Genomic DNA, 17,101 nt, shown 5'->3' with positions numbered 1-17,101 from the left:
ATGCGCTCGAGCGCCAGGTGCAGCGCCGGCACCGGCACTAGACCTTAGCCCGCGCGGCTGCTTAACCTCGTCCTCCCCGTGCGAGCGCCATCTCTCAGCTCAATGCGTATTGCCCTTCTGCTGGGGTCGGTGCTGGGCATCGTTCGTTTTGCCGGCTGCGACCCGCTTCTGCTGCTCGACACTCGCGCCACCGACTTCCGCCTCATGCAGCGCGGGCGCCAGGAGCCGTCGCCGGAGGTGGTCATCGTCGCCGTCGACGACGCCAGCATTGCGAGCGTCGGGCGCTGGCCGTGGTCACGCACCACGATGGCCACGCTCCTGGACCGCATCGACGGCGCCGGCCCGAGCGTCATCGGCTTCGACGTGGTGCAGTCGGAAGCGACCGCGCCGCCGGACTTGGAATCGCTCAGGGGACATGTGGACGACGAATCGGTCGAGAAGGTGCGCAGGGCACTGGCCACCGTCGGCAGCGAGGACGCGCAGCTGGCTGCCGCGGTGGCGCGGTCGGGCAAGGTGGTTGCCGGCTACTTTTTCGAAATGGACCACGCAGTGCCGCGCGCTTCGGAGCCGGCGCTCGGCGCCTACAAGAGCGTGCAGGTGCAGGGCAGCGGCGAGCGTCAGATTCCGAAGGCGCTCGGCGTGGTCGCCAATCTCGACATCATCAACAAGTCCGCGCGCGCCACCGGCTTCTTCAACACGTTTCCCGATCCTGGCGACGGATATTTTCGGCGCGTGCCGATGGTCATCCGCTATGGCGACCAGCTCATGCTGCCGCTGCCGGTGGCGATGCTGTCGGTGCTGTGGCCCGATCGCGTCACATCGGTGCGCATTGCGCCGTTCGGCGTCGAGGAGATCCGCATCGGCAAGCAGGACATCCCGGTGGCGGAGGACGGCCAGCTGCTGCTCAACTATCGCGGGCCCAAGCTGACGTTTCCGCACATCCCGGCGGCCGAGGTCCTGGCGGGCCGCGTCGATCCTGCCAGGTTCAAAGACAAGCTGGTGCTCGTCGGCGTCACGGCAACCGCCGTGGCCGATATCCGCGCCACGCCACTGGACGGCGTTTTTCCAGGGGTGGAAATCCAGGCCACGGCGCTCGACAACATCCTGCGCGCCAGTTTCCTGCGTCAGCCGCGCTGGACGGTCCTGCTCGACGTCGGCGCCATCTTCGGCATGGCGGTGATGCTCGGCCTCATGCTGCGCTGGGCGCGCGGCGTCAGCGGCGCGCTGGCGGCGCTGTCGATGCTGGCCGCCTACCTGGTCGGCAGCCAGTGGATGTTCGTCACGACCGGCATCCCTCTGGGCATCGTTCACCCGATCCTGGCCGTGGTCGTCGTGTACGCGACCATCGCCGTCTACCAGTACGTGGTGCAGGAGGGGCAGCGGCGCCGCGCGCGCGAGGCGTTCAGCCGGTATCTCAACCCCGAGATCGCGCGCGCGCTGAGCGAGAACCCCGAGATGATCCGGCTCGGCGGCGAGCGTCGCGAGCTGACGGTGCTGTTCTCCGACATCCGCGGCTTCACCAGCATTTCGGAGCGGCTCGAGCCCGAAGACCTCGTCGAGCTGCTCAACGTCTATCTCGGGGAGATGACCGAGGTGATCTTCGAGCAGTCCGGAACGCTCGACAAGTACGTCGGCGACGCGATCATGGCGGTGTGGGGCGCGCCGCTGCCGCAGCCGACGCATGCGGCGCTGGCCTGTGAGGCCGCACTGTCGATGTGCCGGCGTCTGGTGGAGCGCACGCAGGATTGGCAGGCCGAGCGCGGATGGCCGCGCATCGAGGCCGGCATCGGCCTTCACACCGGCGACATGGTGGTCGGCAACATGGGCTCGACCCAGCACCTCAGCTACACCGTCATCGGCGACAACGTCAATCTCGCCTCGCGCCTGGAATCGCTGACGAAGACCTACGGCGTGCAGGTGCTGGTGAGCGCCGATACCCTGGCGGCGGCAGGGAAGGATTTCCTCGCGCGCGAGCTCGATATCGTCGCGGTCAAGGGGCGCTCGGCGGCGGTGACGATCTACGAGCTGCTCGGGCACGTCGCCGAGCGCGAGCGCTGGCAGGAGCTGCTCGACGTATTCGCCGAGGGCGTCGCCGCCTACCGCCAGCGCAACTTTCGCGAGGCGATGGCGACCTTCGGCCGCGTGCTCGACAGCCATCCCGACGACAGGCCCAGCAGCATGTACGTCGAGCGCTGCCGCGCGTTCCTGGCTACGCCGCCGCCGGCGGACTGGCAGGGCGTGACGGTGATGGAGAGCAAGTGACGGGATCGTCGGTGGCTGCGGCGAGAGGGTGCATCAAATCACTGCATAAGCCCGCACCGGCTGCTCGAACCCCTTGAGCAGAACGGTGCCGAGATCGGAGAACTCGAAGTCCGAGCAGTGCGTGCAGACATCCGTCGATACCAGCGTCTGCCCGGGCTGCGCCTGCGCGCACAGCCTGGCCGCGAGCTGCACCGTGGCCCCGAAGAAATCGCCTTTGCGCTCGACCGGCTCGCCGCACGCAAGGCCGATACGGACGCGAACGGGCTCCGGTGCATGCTCGGCGCCGAGCGCGGCGTGGATCGCCGCCGCGGACCGCACGGCGGCGGGTGCGGCCGTGAAAGCGGCCATGATGCCGTCGCCGAGGTGCTTGACCTCACGCCCGCCGTGCTCGCCGAGAGCATCGCGGACGATGCGATCGTGAAGCTCGACGATCTGCAGCGCCGCGTGGTCGCCGAGCCGCTCGGTGATGGCGGTCGAGCCGACGATGTCCGTGAACAGGATCGTTCGTAGCCCCGGATCGTACGTGTCGCTCTTCGGCAGCGTGGCCGCTCCCGTCGCGGCGACGGCACCCTGCCCAAGGAACCCGTCCACGAGGTCCGGATCCACCTCGATGATGCGCTCGGCGAGCAGGCCGTGCGCGTGCGCGTGCACCGCGTTGGCGGCCTCGGCGTCGGGCGCCGTGCACAGGCAGAAGATCTTGCCACCCGACTCGTTGAACCAGTACTTGACGTAGTTGACGCCGTACCTGTCCTGGCACTCCATGTCCTTCTGATGCGCCTCGGCAATGGCGTCACGGGTGGCGCCGGTGACCTCGTGGATGTCGATGAAGTAGCGCATCGGCACCGCTTCAGAATTCGATGTCCAGATCGGTGGGGCCGGTGATCACTGGAACGGGCTCGCCGACCATGTCGCCGCCGGTCTTGCCGGGCTCCTCGGGTGGGATGTCCGAGATCGGCTTCTGGCCCTTGTCGGGCGACTCGACGCCCACCGGCACATTGCCCGGCTGATCCTGCACCGGAACCTCCTTGCCGCCCACGATCGGATCCTTGTCCGCATTGCCTTCGGGCACGCCCGAGCCTGGGAACTCCACGCCCGAGACCAGCGCACGGTAGATGTCGTCGCTGACCTCGATCTGTCGCGGCGGTGTCGGGAACTGTCCTCTGGCGATGAAGGTGATCTCGCGCGGCCGGATGATCACACCGCGCCGCACCAGGTCCATCACGCTGTGCACGGCCACACGGCCGCCGAGGCCCAGCACCTGCGAGGTCTCGGTGCCCACGTCGTGCGCGACGATGAACTCGGTGCCGCGAACTCCGGACACCGACGTCGGCGTGGCGATGCGATAGGAGGCGGCCGACTCGCCGTAGTAGTCGCTGACGAGGGCGCGCACCTTGCCCTGGAACAGCCGGATGACCGAGCTGATCGTTCCTTCGTCCGGGTTGAACACGGATTCGTCGATCGCCAGCACGGTGTCGTCGCCGACGTTCAGCACCGAGTCGTCCTGGAACAGGATGCGAGCGCGGCCGGGGTTCCCCGTGCGAATCGTGTCGCCGACGCGAACGCGGCTGCCCACCGTCGCTGCCGTAAAAGCGTTGTCGCGCCCGATCTCCACAGTGCCTTCCATGCTGACGACCTGGCCCGCATCCTGCGCCAGAGCCGGCACGGCGTAGCTGCATGCGACAAAGACGGCGGCTGCCACGACTGCGTTGAGCATCAGTATCGCGCCTCCAGGCCGAGCGACACGATGTGCCGGTAGTACTCGAAGTTGGCCTTGTCCGAGTAGTTGCCGCGGAAGACGTAGGAGCCGGCCAGCCACAGGAAGCGGTTGAGGCGATGCTCCACGCGCGTGATGACGTGGTGCTCCTCGTCGTCGCGGCCGCGGCTGGCATCGTCGTAATCCTTGACCTTGAACGCGTACATCGCCGACGCGGTCATCGCGTCGGTCAGCGGCCATTCCACGCCGGCTTCGACCTGATGCCCCAGGTACTCGAAGCGGCGGCCGATGCCGGCCGTGGCGTCTTCGAAGTCGAAACGGTAGCCGAACATCAGCACGCGCCCCGGCGCGCCCAGGTCGAGGATCTGACGGATGCCGGGGGCGTGGTTGACGTTGTCGCGCAGCGGATCGAAGTCGTCGTGCACGAAGTCGCGGTAGCGCATTCGGTAGTAGAGCTCGGTGCGGCCCAGGCCTTCCTCCTCGAAGCGTATCCAGGGGAAGGCCGTGATACCGTGCGCGAGGCTTTCGAAATCCAGGAGCGAGAACTCGTACTGCCCGGTGAGACCGATGGTGGCCGGCCCGCGAAACAGCGCCAGCTGGCCCTGCGCCTTGTGCGTCTGCACGTCGAACTCGTCCAGGTCGAAGTGCAGGCTCTGCAGGAAGTCGTACGCGAACGACAGATGCGTGCGCGAGGTGACGTACGGCGAATAGGCCGCCCCGGCGGTGATGACGGTACGGAAGTCGTCCTCGTCGCTGACGCCGTACAGCGAGGCGATGAAGTCGTCGTCGGGGGCCAGGGCCACGTTGCTGTCGTATTCCATCGCCGCTCCGCCGTGCAGGCGGAAGACGACGGCATCGGTCTCGCCGATCTGCTCCAGGAACACGCGCGCCTGGCGCCCGATCTCCGAATCCGGCGCGTTCTGGACCACGTAGGCGAAGTCGGCTTCGGCCGCCGCCTTGTCGCCGGCGCGATAAGCCGCCAGGCCGCGGTAGTAGCGCGCCGTCGGCGAGGCCTCGGCGGCCGACAGTCCCTGGCGCGCCTCGGCGTGGCGGCCGCGCCGCAGCTCGTTCATGCCGTACAGCACCGCCGCGCGCTCGGCGGTGACCGGGTGGAGGCGTGCACGCTGGAGCGGCGCCGCCGCCTCCTCGTGCCGTCCGAGCTTGAACAGGGCATAGCCGAGCTCGAGATCCGCATTCTCGATCGCGGCGTTGCCCGCCACCACCAGCCTCAGGTCGGCGACCGCTTCCTCGAAGCGTGCCGCGCGTCCATAGGACACGGCGCGGTAGTAACGCGCGTGCAGGTCGGAAGGATCCGCCTCGACCGCCTCCTCCATGAGCGCGATCGCCTGCGGCACGCGGTCGGCGTGCAGCTCGGCAAGGCCCTTGGTGTAGAGCCGCTCGCAGCGCGCGCTGTCGACGGCGACTGCAGGCCGGGCAGCGAGCAGCACGAGCGCGGCAGCCGCGGCGACGGCGAGCCACGTGATCGGCAACGTGATCCGTGTCATGCGCGCCTCCATCGTCAGTTCTGCGCGCACGTCTCGACGTCGGCGACGACATCGATGTCCGCGGGCATGAGGTCTCCGGAAGTCGCTTCGATGACCGTGATCACGAAATCGGTGCCGGTCGGAGTGGTCTCGGCCGAGAAGGCGCAGGTGGCCAGCTCGGTCGGGGCGTCGAACGCGTTGGCTCGCGCCATGCCGATCTGCAGCATCCGCGCCGCGTCGTCGTCGTTGAACACCGCCACGGCGCCAGGTACCTCGCTGACGCAGTCGACGGCGCTTGCGCTGCCGACGAACTCGCCGCCGGCCGCGGTGTAATCGACCTCGAAAGCCACACCGGTCAGGTCGATGTCGTCGGGCACGCGGAACGTGACGCACAGCAGCGGCAGCGTGGTCGTCGTCGTGCTGATGGTCGTCGTCGGTGCCAGCGTCGTGGTGGTGCCGATGGTCGTCGTCGTCGTCGCGATGGTCGTCGTGGGAGCGGGCAATGTCGTCGTCGTGGTGCTCGACGTCGTCGTGGTGGTCGATGACGTCGTCGAAGTCGTGGACGTGGACGTGGTGGTGCTGGTCGACGTCGTCGTGCTGGTCGTGGTGCTCGAAGTCGACGTGGTGGTGGTCGACGTCGTCGTCGTGTCCGCCGGTGGCGGCACGTCGATCAGGAAACGCTCGTCCATGCTGCGCGGCGGCGTCGCGTCGTTGCGCGCGGTCACCTGCACCTGCGCCGGGCCCTCGTCGATGATCTCGTCCGCCCGCACGCGCAGGATCACGCCCATGACGTCGAGGACGCCGCCCGGGCTGCAGTCGGGAACCTGCGGACCGCCGTCGTCGTCGCATGGCGTGCTGTCGATGACGGTGGTGCCCGTGTCGTCGATGCGAACGCGCGGATCGACGACGTCGTGCACGGCATCGCCGATCACCACCTCGACGGTCGGTCGCGCCTCGTCGGCGCTCTCGCCTTCGGCTGGATCGGAGGACACCAGGAACGGCACCGAGAAGACCTGCACGCTTACCTGGTTCACCTCGTTCGGGAACAGGTCGAGCTCGAGCGGGTCGGAAGAGAAGCTGGGGCCGATGTCGCCGGTGGCCTGGCACGCCTGCCCCTGGTTGTCGCGTGTCGGGCAGGTGCGCAGGGCGCCGTCGGCGGGAGCGAAGGTGGCCGGGAAGCCGTCTACTCGCAGAGTGGCCTCTCCGGCAGGAACGTCGGCGAGCTGGATGCGGCGGTTCTCGAACGCTTCGCTTCCGCGCACAACGGCCACGCAGCACGGTTCGAATTCGTCGTCCGATCGCGATGCGAAGAGGAAGCGGACCGCGCTCACCGAAGGCGGGATTTCCGGACCGAAAGAGGCCGCGCTTCCTTCACCGGCACGTGCGCCGGTCGCGTGCGTTGCCGCATCGGGGTCGTCGCTCTCCCACAGGACGCGGAAGCTGAGTTGAACGGCGGAATCGACGGTGCCGCCACTGCCGCCGCCTCCGCCGCACGATGCGAGCGGGAGTACGAGCAGGGCCGCCAGGGCTGTTCGAGGACCGATCATTCGGCGAAGAAGCCTCCGTCGCTGCGATGCCGGCTGCCGGCGAGCTATACGAGGAGGGCTCACCGCTTACAAGGCAGCCGGCGGTGGTTCAGTCGGAGACGGCCTGCAGCCGCACCGAGTCGTTCCTGCGCGCCCACCCGAAGACGGCTTCCCAGCACGGACCGTCGCTGCTCTGGAGCTGCACCGTCAGCGGAAACGCGTTCACCGGCAGATCCGGCAGAGCCAGGTTGTCGCCCTCGCCGCTGACGACCATTCGCGCCTGAGCGTCCTCGCCCGCCTTCAGCGTCAGCTTGCGCAGGCCGCCCGGCGTCAGCTCGCGATCGTAGTAGCGAAGCGTGCTCGCGGACATCCGCCAGCAGTCGACGCCGCCACAGGTGCCGCCCGCCGGCGCCAGCGCGGTCGAGACCAGGGCTTCGGCGGCGTCGTATATGCACAGCGCGTAAGCCGTCGAGGAAGCGGGATCGCCGAGATCTTCGACGGCGATGGCTTGGCCGGCGCTCCACTTCCACGACAGCTTGGCGCCGCTTCCCGCCTGCGCCGACGTCAGCGTCAGCCTGCTCTTTCCCGCCCCGAACGGTAGGGCACAGCTCTCGACCGGCGAGGCCGCGCACGGCTCGAGCGTGCAGATGGACGAGCAGCCGTCGCCGTCGCGCGCGTTGCCGTCGTCGCACTCCTCGGCGCATCCACCGTCGAGGTCTCCGTTCCCGCACACGCTCGATCCGCTGCACTGCCCGCTGGTGCAGACGTCGTCGCCGGTGCACCGATCGCCGTCGTCGCACGGCGCGCCGTCGTCGGCGAGGCCGTCGGCGGGACACTGGCGCGTCGAGCCGGTGCAGGTCTCGGCAACGTCGCAGGTGCCGGCGCCGCGGCATGGCGTGCCCGCGGGCGCGACCGCATCGGCTGGGCATGCCTCCGCCGTCCCGTCGCACGATTCGGCTACGTCGCATGCACCATCGGCCGGCCGGCAGACCTGCGTGCTCTTGGCGTCGACTGGACATTCGTTGCCGCTGCCGTCGCAGCTCTCTTCGATGTCGCAGGCACCGGCGCTGGCGCGGCAGACGTGCATCCTCTTTTCGTCGGCCGGGCATTCGTCGCCGACGCCGTCGCAGAAATCCTCCTGATCGCAGACGCCGGCGCTGGCGCGGCAGGAGATGGCCAGCTTGGCATCGGCCGGGCAACGCGCGTCGCTGCCGGTGCAGCTTTCGGCGACGTCGCAGGTGCCGCCGTCGGCGCGGCACGGCGTGCCGGCGGCCGCGAAAGAGTCGGCGGGACAGGAATCGCCCAGACCCGAGCACACCTCGGGCAGGTCGCATGCTTCGGTGGCCGCGCGGCATACGGCGCCCGGCATCGCACGCGCGTTGGCGGGGCAGGCGTTGCCGGCGCCGTCGCACACTTCGGCGACGTCGCAGGCGCCGGCCGCTTTCCGGCAAACGGACGTGCTCTTGGCGTCGGCCGGGCAGACGCCGCTGGCGCCGTCGCAGACTTCGGCAGGATCGCACGGGCCGGCCGAAGCGCGGCACGGCGTCACGGCCGGGCGCACCGTGCACTCGGCGGTGCAGCAGGAACCGGCGTTGCCGTTCTCGCTGCCCTGATCGCACTGCTCGCCGCCATCGACGGTGCCGTTTCCGCACACGCCGAGCGGCGGCCGGACCGTACAGTCCGCGGTGCACGTGGAGCCGGGCGTGCCGTTGGCGGCACCGTCGTCGCACTGCTCGCCGTCGTCGTCGTAGCCGTTGCCGCAATCGGCATCGTAGACGATGGAGATGTGCAGTTCGCCGCCGGCGGGGCTGGCGTAGTCGGAGACGTCGAACAGATACGTCGTGCCCTTGGAGACCACGATGTCGATCCGCGAGGTGCGCTCGCCGATCTGGTCGTCGTCGCTGCAGCCCTGCTGCGTCAGCGATCCGCACGTCCCGCGATTGCCGGTCAGCACGGTGTCGTAGTCGCTGCCCTGGGTGTCGACGATGATTTCGCCATCGCCCGGCGCGGTCATCGCATACCAGACGGTGTTGGAGTTCTGGCGCGGCGAAGACTGCGGCGCGCCCGAGCACGTCTGCAGAGGATCGGCCGCATTACCGGTGGCGCCGCGCGTGTCGAGCGCCTCGAAGAACGGCGTCGTGGTGACCATGCGCGGCGCCGTGCACTCGTCGTTGTCGGGCGCCGGCAGCAGCGTGACGCTGACGATGTGGCCGTCCTCTTCAACATGGCGCGCGTCGGGGCCTGGATAGTCGCTGGCCGATTCGCGCACGAAGCTGGCGCGCTCGCCCAGGCGCACCGCGCATTCGTCGCCCGCGCCGTTGCCGTCCGGATCGCTCGAGCAGCTCATCTCGAACCGGAACGTCAGCGTGTGCGTCCGCGGCACGCCATCGCTGCGACCCTGGATGCGCGGAAGAGAGAAGCGATTGGAGATCCTGGCGAAGCCGTGATTGCCGCCGCCAGCGCTCATGAGGTCGCCGGGATCGGTCAGGTCGAGCGTGCCGCGCACCAGCGTGCCGCCGTCGTAGGTGCCGACCACCGACCCGATGTCTGCGCCGGCCACGCCGCCGCCGTCATCGACGAGCGTGAGCGCACCGCGCAGCGCGGTGTCGATCTCCAGGACGTAGGCCGCAGGGGCGGTGACGGCGAACTCGATGGTGTAGTCGACCTGGCACGTGATCTGCGCCGCGGCGGTGCCCTCGTCGTCGGCGGCCGCCACGGCCGCAAAGCGGGTGCGAAAGGAGCCAGGCTCCGAAGCGAGAATGTCGGCCGACGTCAGGCGCTGCGTGCGGGGGTCGCCGGTCTGCAGGCTGTCGGCGCAGCCCGAGCCATTGGCCGTCATGGTCAGGCCCGTGATGGTTTGTGCCGATGCGGCCAGGGGTTCGAGCAGCGCGACGAAGAGGACGGGAAGGAACGCAGGACGAAGGACGGCCACGGCGCAAGTCTCCTTGCCGCCCGTCCCCGCCCGTATGTAAGCCGGAAGCCGTGACGTCAGCCAGTAGGGTGTGAGCAGATTTCCCGCTGGGATGCAGCCATTGGACTCAGGTGCCGCGCCGGAAATGGCTCTAGGAAATGCGCGAGCGGACCCTACAAGGGAGAGGCCACAGGAGGTTGCGCCATGATCAAGCTCTATTCGGGTCCGCTCAGCATGTTCGGCGCCAAGGCCGAGATCGCGTTCAAGGAAAAAGGCGTGCCATGCGACCGCGAGTTCGTGCCCTTCTCCCTGGCCACCTTCTACGAGCCCAAGCATCCGGAGGTCGCGCGCATCAATGCCAAGAAGCAGGTGCCGGTGCTGATCGACGGCGATCTGGAGCTTTTCGATTCCACTCAGATCTTCGAGTACCTCGAGGACATCCAGCCGAGCCCGCCGCTGTGGCCGTCCGACAAGCGCGAGCGTGCGCGCGCGCGGCTGCTCGAGCTGAAATCCGACGAGGTGTTCTTTCCCAACGTCATCCTTCTGATGCCGCACCTGCGCGGCAACGCCAGCGACGACGTCGTCAATGGCGCCATCGCTGCCATTCAAGACTACTACGCGCAGATGGACGCGCGCTTGGAGCGCGGCGACTATCTTGCCGGCGCCTTCACCTATGCCGACATCGCGTTCTACATGGCGCAGTTCTTCGCCGGGTTTCTTGGACAGCCGCCCGGCGAGGAGCATGCGCGACTGCTGGCATGGAAGAGCCGCATGGCCGCGCGCCCGGCCGTTGCAGCCGTCGTCGATCCGATGCGCGCGTTCCTGGCCGAGTACGGCGTCGCCGCGCCGTGATCGGGACCGCTCTCAATCCTGCAGCACGATCGTTTCGCGGTAGTTGCGCATGAGGATGGTGAAGGCGATGGCCGCGATCGTCATGAAGCCGGCGAACAGCAGGTAGTACTGCACCCCGCTGATGCGCGAAACGCCCTGGTCGTCCTGGATCAGGACGTTGACGAGCGACGTCAGCAGGTTGCCGGCCGTCACCGACAGGAAGTACAGCGACATCACCAGCGACTTCAGCGTTCGCGGCGCCTGCGTGTACGAGAACTCGAGGCAGGTGATCGACACCAGCACCTCGGCCGCCGTGATGACGACATAGGCGAACAGCTGCCAGCCGATCGAAGGCGACAGCCCCGCCTCGATGCGAAGCTCCACCCAGGCCGGGATCAGGAATGCGGGTACGGTGAGGAACAGGCCGATGGCGATCTTGCGGATCGCCGTCAGCCGCGTCACGCGCTCGAGCGCCGGGTAGATCGCGTACGAGAACACCGGCACCAGCGTCAGGATGAGCAGCGGGTTGATGGCCTGGATCTGCGCCGGCAGCCAGGTGATGCCGAGGAAGTCGCGGTTCATGTGCTCGGCCTGCTGCACCCAGGCCGAGGCCGTCTGGTCGTAGAGCGCCCAGAACACCGCGACGAAGACGTAGATGCCGCAAAGCCGCGCCAGCGTGCGGCGCGCCGCCGGATTGCGGAGCTCGTCGATGAAGCGGGCGCCGCCCGGCGGGACGTGCACGAATTTGTGGCGCCCCAGCCAGAACACCCACGTCGCGATCAGCATGAGAAGGCCCGGAACGCCGAAGGCCACGTGCGGACCTGCCGTCTCCAGCAGGTAGGGCGTCAGCAGGCTGGACACGAACGCGCCCAGATTGATTGCCAGATAGAACCACCCGAAGACCCGGGGCAGCAGGTGTGCGTTGCCTTGTCCGAACTGATCGCCGACGTGCGCGGACACGCACGGCTTGATGCCGCCCGAGCCGATCGCGATCAGGGCCAGGCCGACGGCAAGACCGAGCCGCGTGTCGTCGAGCGCCAGCGCCAGATGGCCGAGGCAATAGACGACGGACAGGGACAGGATCGTGCGGTACTTGCCGAGCACGTAGTCCGACAGCAGGGCGCCCAGCAAGGGGAAGAAGTAGACGGACGCGGCGAAGACGTGGAACCACTCGCGCGCCTCGGCGTCGGTCATCGGCGCCGCCTGACCGCTGCGGTCGAGCAGGTGGTGCGTCATGAAGACGACCAGGATCCCGCGCATGCCGTAGTAGCTGAAACGCTCGGCGGCCTCGTTGGCGACGATGTAGGGAACGCCGCCGGGCATGTCGGGTGAAGGGGAGGGCGCGGTGCGGTAGGGCTGTTGCGGCATGCGGTGGCGGCGTCGCCGGTGACGAGGCCGGGCCCAGCGTTAGCCGCCGCGGTCGCTCGTGGCAATCCGGCCCGGCGCGGTGGCGATGGTCGCACAGCCTGCGCCTTGGACGGCTGGGTGCCAGGCTGTACACGGCTGAAGCCGCAACCGGCGGCCCAACAGGACCACGATGCTGGTATGCAAGCTTGGCCGCCCGATCGTGCCGCTAGCGGCCGCCCTCATTGCCGCCGCCGCGCCGCCCGCCGGCGCTGAAACGGTGTACATCAACGACTTCAACCTCGTTCGCGCCTACGACACGACCACGCGTCCCGCGCAGGCCACCCGCCTGATCGGCGAGGCCGAGCTCGGCGCCGCCGGCTCCGTCACCGTAGGTCCCGACGGCCGTCTCTTCGTCGTCGACCGCGGGGTGAGCTTCAACAAGGCCGATATCGTCGAGCTCACCGCCGCCGGCGAGCTCGTCGGCACGTTCAAGGCCGACACGGGACTGCAGGCGCCCGAGAAGATGGCATTCGGCCCCGGCGGCGACCTCTTCGTCGTCACGGCCATCGGCAATCCTGCCGGCGTGTACCGTTTCGACGGCGCCACCGGGATGGCGGAGGGCGTCTACACCACCGGCATCTCGCTGAACTTCCCGTTCGGACTGGCGTTCGACGACGCGGGCAAGCTCTACGTCAGCGACACCGGTCCGAGCGCCGCGTGGGTGCATCGGTTCGGGACGACCGGCGTGTTCGAAGAGACCGTGCTCGTACACAAGACGCAGAAGGCCGAAGACATGCTCAACCATCCCCGCGGCCTGTGCTGGGGGGAGGACGACCTGCTCTACATCGTCGATCACTTCGATGACGTCGTCTTGCGATACGATCCGGCACAGGACGACGTCGAGGTGTACGCCCAGGCGCTGCAGGATCCGCACGACTGCGTGTTCGGCGAAGACGGCACGCTCTATGTCAATGTCTCCGGCCCGCGCGGCATCCTGCCGATCGCGCCACCGGCAGGCGAAGACCCGGCAACGCCCGGCGACCTCTTCGGCACCGATCTTCCCGGTCACCGCATTCTCGCCATCGGCCCCGCGACGCTGACCGAGGGCACCAGCACCACGGCCACCAGCACGACCACGACCACCGAGACGCCCGCCATCGTCTGCGGCGACGCCAACGACGACGGTGACGTGAAGGCATCGGACGCGCTCATCGTATTGCGCGCGGCGATCGGCGTGGGGCAATGCGCGCTTGCACGCTGCGATGCCGACGGCAGCGGCGCGCTCACCGCCAGTGACGCGCTGCGCGTGCTGAAGAAGGCGGTCGGCACCGACATCGCGATGCTCTGCCCTGTCTGATCGCTCCTGCTACCGCTCGCGCGACGTTCGCTGCGCCGCCAGGCGCCGGGCGCGGCCGCGCGAGGCAAGGTAGGCGGCCGTCAGAAAGATCGCACCGAGTACCGGATAGACGAGCCAGAACCGCTGCGCCGCCGTCGCCCGGCCGCGTGGCCGCTCCCTGCCCGTTGCCAGCGGCGGGAGTTGGGCGAGGCTGCCTTCGGGCAGGTTGAAGCCGCTCTTGCCGCGGCCGAACAGGTAGGAGTACGCGTAGAAGACGCGGCCGTCGTAGCCGCGCTGCGCCGCCGCCACCGTCTGGCCGAACAGCTCGGGCGTGTAGGAGATCTGCCCGGGCCGCTGAAACGCCTCCAGCCCCGCCAGCACCTCGCGATTGCCGGTGCGGTAACGCGTGGCCAGCGCGACCTTCTCGATCCAGTCGATGGTGCGCTTCTGCTCCTGCACGTAGGCCATCGGAATGACGGTATCGAGATGCGCCGCCAGCGCCGCGTAGTCCTGGCCCGTCTTCTCCATGACGCGATAGGAGGTGGCGGCGTCCGCATACAGCGCAGCCGACATCTCGACGTCGCGCCCGCGGCGCGCGCGCACCAGGTCGGCGACGTCCTCGGCGACCTGCCGGATGTGCTCGCTGCGCCAGCGCGTCCAGGCGTTGTAATAGCGGTCGAACATCTCGCGCAGCGGCATCTCGTCGATGGCCTGCGACTGGCGAAAGGCGGCCACGTTGGCCGCGGAGAAGTCGTGGTCGAAGTCGGGATAGCGCAGGTAGTCGAGGTGGATGCCGTCGACGGGATAGCGTTCGAGGATGTCGCCGACGCTGCGCAGGATCGCGGCGCGCGCCCGGATGTTGGCCGGCGACAGCCAGTCCTTCGAGGCGGTCCCGTCGATGCCAGTCATCGCCAGATCGGGGTGGGCCTGTGCGACGTGCGGATCCCGGCAGGCCACCAGCCACGCGTGCACGCGAATGCCGCGGGCCTTGAGCGCTGCCACGGCACTCGAGAAGACATCGCTGCGCACCGGCCCGCCGTCGGAAGGGTTGGCGTAATAGCGATTGCCTTCGGGGTCCTTGGCCTGCACGAAGACGTCGGTCATGCCCGCGGCCACGACATCCTCGACCAGCTGCGGGATGTCGTGACTGCCCTGGCTGAAGTCCACCCACACGCCCGAGCGCGACGGCGCCGCATCCAGGACGCGATCGACGTACTGCTGCGCCGTCATCAGCTCGCCGCCGCGCTGGCGCACCAGATCCAGGAAGTCGGGCAGCAGGCTTTGCCGCTGAGCCAGCAGGCGAGGGCGGAACATCACGACCAGCGGCCGTCTGCGCGCGGCGCGCTCGTCGAAGCGTCGCTGCAGCCACGCCAGGGCCTGCGCTTCGGTCATGCCTGCGCGTTCGAAGAGGTCGTAGTCGGAGGCGAGGCGCTCGCTGCCGTCCTCGTTGGAAAGCGGCAGCTCGAGCATCGAGAGCTGGCGCGACCACCGTTCCTGGTCGGAGCTGTCGTACCGGAAACCGACCTTGACGGCGGCCCTCACCACCGCATCGTCGTAGGAGAGGAACGGCGCGCGGAACCACTCGATGGGGGAGCCTGCGATCTTCTCGAGCACGAGGCGACCGAGCTGGAGCTCGCGATGCAGCGCTCCGGGATCGAGCGTCGTCAGGTCCGGGTGCGAGTAGGACAGCGAGCCGAGCGTGTTGTTGGCGGCCAGCCTTCGCACCAGCGCCTCGTGTCGTTCGGCGAAGGCGCCGGTGACGAAGTAGGTGGCGGGAAGGTCGCTCGGAAAGCTTCGCACCGCCAGCGCGTCGTCATCGGTCTCCAGATTGAAGGTGACGATGACCGGACCGGCGCTGCCGCCGCCCGCGGCCGCCATGGGCACTGCTGCCAGCAGGAGCATCAACGCAACGACTGCGCCTGAAATCATTGACTTAAGACGATCGCTCACGTCAGATGCGGCTCGCTTCGGAGGGGGACCCCTGCTCGACACTAGCCCGCGCTGGCGGGCATTTGGAGCGGCACGCTCATGCCGCCTCCGGGTACATGCGATTGTAAGAGGGAGAAGTCGATGAAACTGCCGCATATCTTTGTATCCACCTGCCGCAGGGCGGTCGCCGTTGCCTGCCTTGCCGCCGCCACCCACGGCCACGCGCAAGCGGCCGAGGTGCCAGCGCAGGAATTCTTTGGCGGGTGTCCCGGCCCGATCTTCATCGCCGAAGACACGGTCGTCAGCGGCAAGGCCACTGTCGAAGGCAGCTGCACCTACGGCATCAGCGGCTTCTCGCTCGCCTTCCAGGACGTCAAGCTGACGATCAGCGGAGATCTCTATGTCAGCGGAGACGCGACCACGTTCACCATCGATGGCAGCCGCATAACCGCCGGCGGCTCGATCACGCTGGATTCGTTGGGTCTCCTCAGCATCGTGGGCAGCAAGCTGACCTCCGAAACGAGCTTCATCCGACTGCCTCCGCGCAACGGCGCAGTCATCGAGGGAAGCAGCGTGACGGCGCCCGGTGATGTCACACTCGGCGGCTCGACCGGCCCGTGGACCGTCACCGACAGCAAGCTGACCAGCGGCGGTCAACTCAGAATCGCACCCGGCACCAGCGGCGGCGCTCCGATCGGCATCTACTCGAGCACGCTGTTCAGCGAAGGGCGGCTGACGCTGGCCGGCGCGGCGCACATCATTCACGACTCGGCGCTCGTGACGATGTCCTCGGAAGCTTCGAGCTTCAACGGCTCGATGAACCTGGGCCCGTCGACGTTCCCTCCCGTCGACAGCGAAATTCGCCGGACGACGCTGTCGGCGCTGAACGGCACGATCGGCCTCGGCGGCAACTGCCAGTTCACGCTCGAGGACGTCGACTTTCATGCCGGTGGCGCCGGTGGCGCCAACCCGCACGAGTCGGCATTGTCGATGGCCCCCGAAGGCGTCACCGGAACCAACGTTTCCTTCGTTGCGGACCAGGGATCGGTGCACATCGGCGGCAACGGCACCTGGACGTGCACGGACTGCAAGATCGACGCTGCGGGCGTCAACTATGCGGGCGAGGGCGTGGCGATCGGCCCGTCCAGCGTGCAGCTGACCAATGCCAAGATCCGGGCGCGCGGCGGCAGCATTCGCGTGGGCGGCTCCGGCACCGTCACGATCGCCGACAGCCAGCTGCAGTCGGATACGTTCGATGCCGACGGCGATGCCATCATCATCGGCCCGGGCGGAACGCGCACGATCACCGATTCCAAGTTCAAGGCCGACGAAGGACGAATCACCGTCACCGGCAGCTCCGCTGCCACGGTGTCGGGGTCCAAGTTCACGGCCAAGCTCGGCAACGGGGTGTTGTTCACGGGGTCGAGCACGATGACGGTGACGGATTCGAAGATTGGCGCGAAGTTGGGTGACGTCACCGCCCCCAACGGTGGCAGCGTCACGTTCAGCGGCAACAAGATCAAGGCGGGCGGCGTTCTCGGTTTCGTGGCCGAGAGCGGGTTCAACGGCAGTACGGACGTGTCGGAGAACTCCATCAAGGCCGACGCCGCAGCGATGCGGTCGTTCCAGAACACCACCGCGCTCAACAACGATTTCAACGTCGACGGCACCATCGAGATCAGCGCGTCGAGTACCTGCACGTCCAGCGGCAACGACCCGGACGTGCCGTGCATGTAGATCGAACGACAGTGGTCGGCGCGG

General features: G+C 68.3%; 11 protein-coding genes. 4 read left to right on the top strand and 7 right to left on the bottom strand.

Annotation, left to right across the window (positions count from 1 at the left end; all coding sequences use genetic code 11):
- Positions 1-102 precede the first annotated feature (102 nt).
- Entirely contained in the window at positions 103-2,262 is a 2,160-nt protein-coding gene (locus VEC57_06210) for an adenylate/guanylate cyclase domain-containing protein (GenBank protein ID HYB98713.1), read from the top strand.
- Positions 2,263-2,295: 33 nt separating this feature from the next.
- Here VEC57_06210 and VEC57_06205 read toward each other — a convergent pair whose 3' ends face one another.
- The 5 genes from VEC57_06205 to VEC57_06185 all read right to left on the bottom strand — a co-directional run bounded on the left by VEC57_06205 (position 2,296) and on the right by VEC57_06185 (position 9,918).
- Positions 2,296-3,099 carry a nickel-binding protein gene (locus VEC57_06205; GenBank protein ID HYB98712.1) on the bottom strand — a complete coding sequence of 268 codons (804 nt, stop codon included), beginning with the start codon at positions 3,097-3,099 and terminating at the stop codon, positions 2,296-2,298.
- A 10-nt stretch (positions 3,100-3,109) separates the two neighbouring features.
- Positions 3,110-3,976, bottom strand: a complete 867-nt coding sequence (locus VEC57_06200) for a FecR family protein (GenBank protein ID HYB98711.1) — start codon at positions 3,974-3,976, stop codon at positions 3,110-3,112.
- Positions 3,976-5,481 carry a tetratricopeptide repeat protein gene (locus VEC57_06195; protein ID HYB98710.1) on the bottom strand — a complete coding sequence of 502 codons (1,506 nt, stop codon included), beginning with the start codon at positions 5,479-5,481 and terminating at the stop codon, positions 3,976-3,978. The genes VEC57_06200 and VEC57_06195 overlap by 1 nt, the downstream gene beginning before the upstream one ends.
- A 14-nt stretch (positions 5,482-5,495) precedes the next feature.
- Entirely contained in the window at positions 5,496-7,007 is a 1,512-nt protein-coding gene (locus tag VEC57_06190; protein HYB98709.1) for a hypothetical protein, read from the bottom strand.
- Between the two features lie 88 nt (positions 7,008-7,095).
- Positions 7,096-9,918 carry a hypothetical protein gene (locus VEC57_06185; GenBank protein HYB98708.1) on the bottom strand — a complete coding sequence of 941 codons (2,823 nt, stop codon included), beginning with the start codon at positions 9,916-9,918 and terminating at the stop codon, positions 7,096-7,098.
- A gap of 183 nt (positions 9,919-10,101) precedes the next feature.
- Here VEC57_06185 and VEC57_06180 point away from each other — a divergent pair, with 183 nt between their 5' ends.
- On the top strand, positions 10,102-10,749 hold the full coding sequence (locus tag VEC57_06180; protein HYB98707.1) for a glutathione S-transferase family protein: 648 nt from the start codon (positions 10,102-10,104) through the stop codon (positions 10,747-10,749).
- Between the two features lie 12 nt (positions 10,750-10,761).
- Here the strand turns inward: VEC57_06180 and VEC57_06175 are convergent, their stop codons facing one another.
- Positions 10,762-12,096: a POT family MFS transporter gene (locus VEC57_06175; protein HYB98706.1), complete on the bottom strand. Its 1,335-nt coding sequence runs from the start codon at positions 12,094-12,096 to the stop codon at positions 10,762-10,764.
- A 169-nt stretch (positions 12,097-12,265) separates the two neighbouring features.
- On the opposite strand from VEC57_06175, the gene VEC57_06170 reads away from it, so the two are divergent.
- Positions 12,266-13,432: a dockerin type I domain-containing protein gene (locus VEC57_06170; GenBank protein ID HYB98705.1), complete on the top strand. Its 1,167-nt coding sequence runs from the start codon at positions 12,266-12,268 to the stop codon at positions 13,430-13,432.
- A 9-nt stretch (positions 13,433-13,441) separates the two neighbouring features.
- Here the strand turns inward: VEC57_06170 and VEC57_06165 are convergent, their stop codons facing one another.
- The gene (locus tag VEC57_06165) at positions 13,442-15,340 is read right to left on the bottom strand and encodes a polysaccharide deacetylase family protein (protein HYB98704.1); all 1,899 of its coding nucleotides are present in this window, start codon (positions 15,338-15,340) and stop codon (positions 13,442-13,444) included.
- A gap of 141 nt (positions 15,341-15,481) precedes the next feature.
- Between VEC57_06165 and VEC57_06160 the strand changes: the two genes are divergently transcribed.
- A complete protein-coding gene (locus VEC57_06160) occupies positions 15,482-17,077 on the top strand; it encodes a right-handed parallel beta-helix repeat-containing protein (GenBank protein HYB98703.1) in 1,596 nt (531 codons plus the stop codon).
- Positions 17,078-17,101: the final 24 nt, after the last annotated feature.

This window comes from Candidatus Limnocylindrales bacterium, from assembly GCA_035626395.1.
Lineage (GTDB): Bacteria > Desulfobacterota > Binatia > UBA1149 > CAITLU01 > DASPNH01.
The sequence above is the reverse complement of the archived record's forward strand: the minus strand, read 5'-3'. Positions and strand labels throughout refer to the sequence as shown.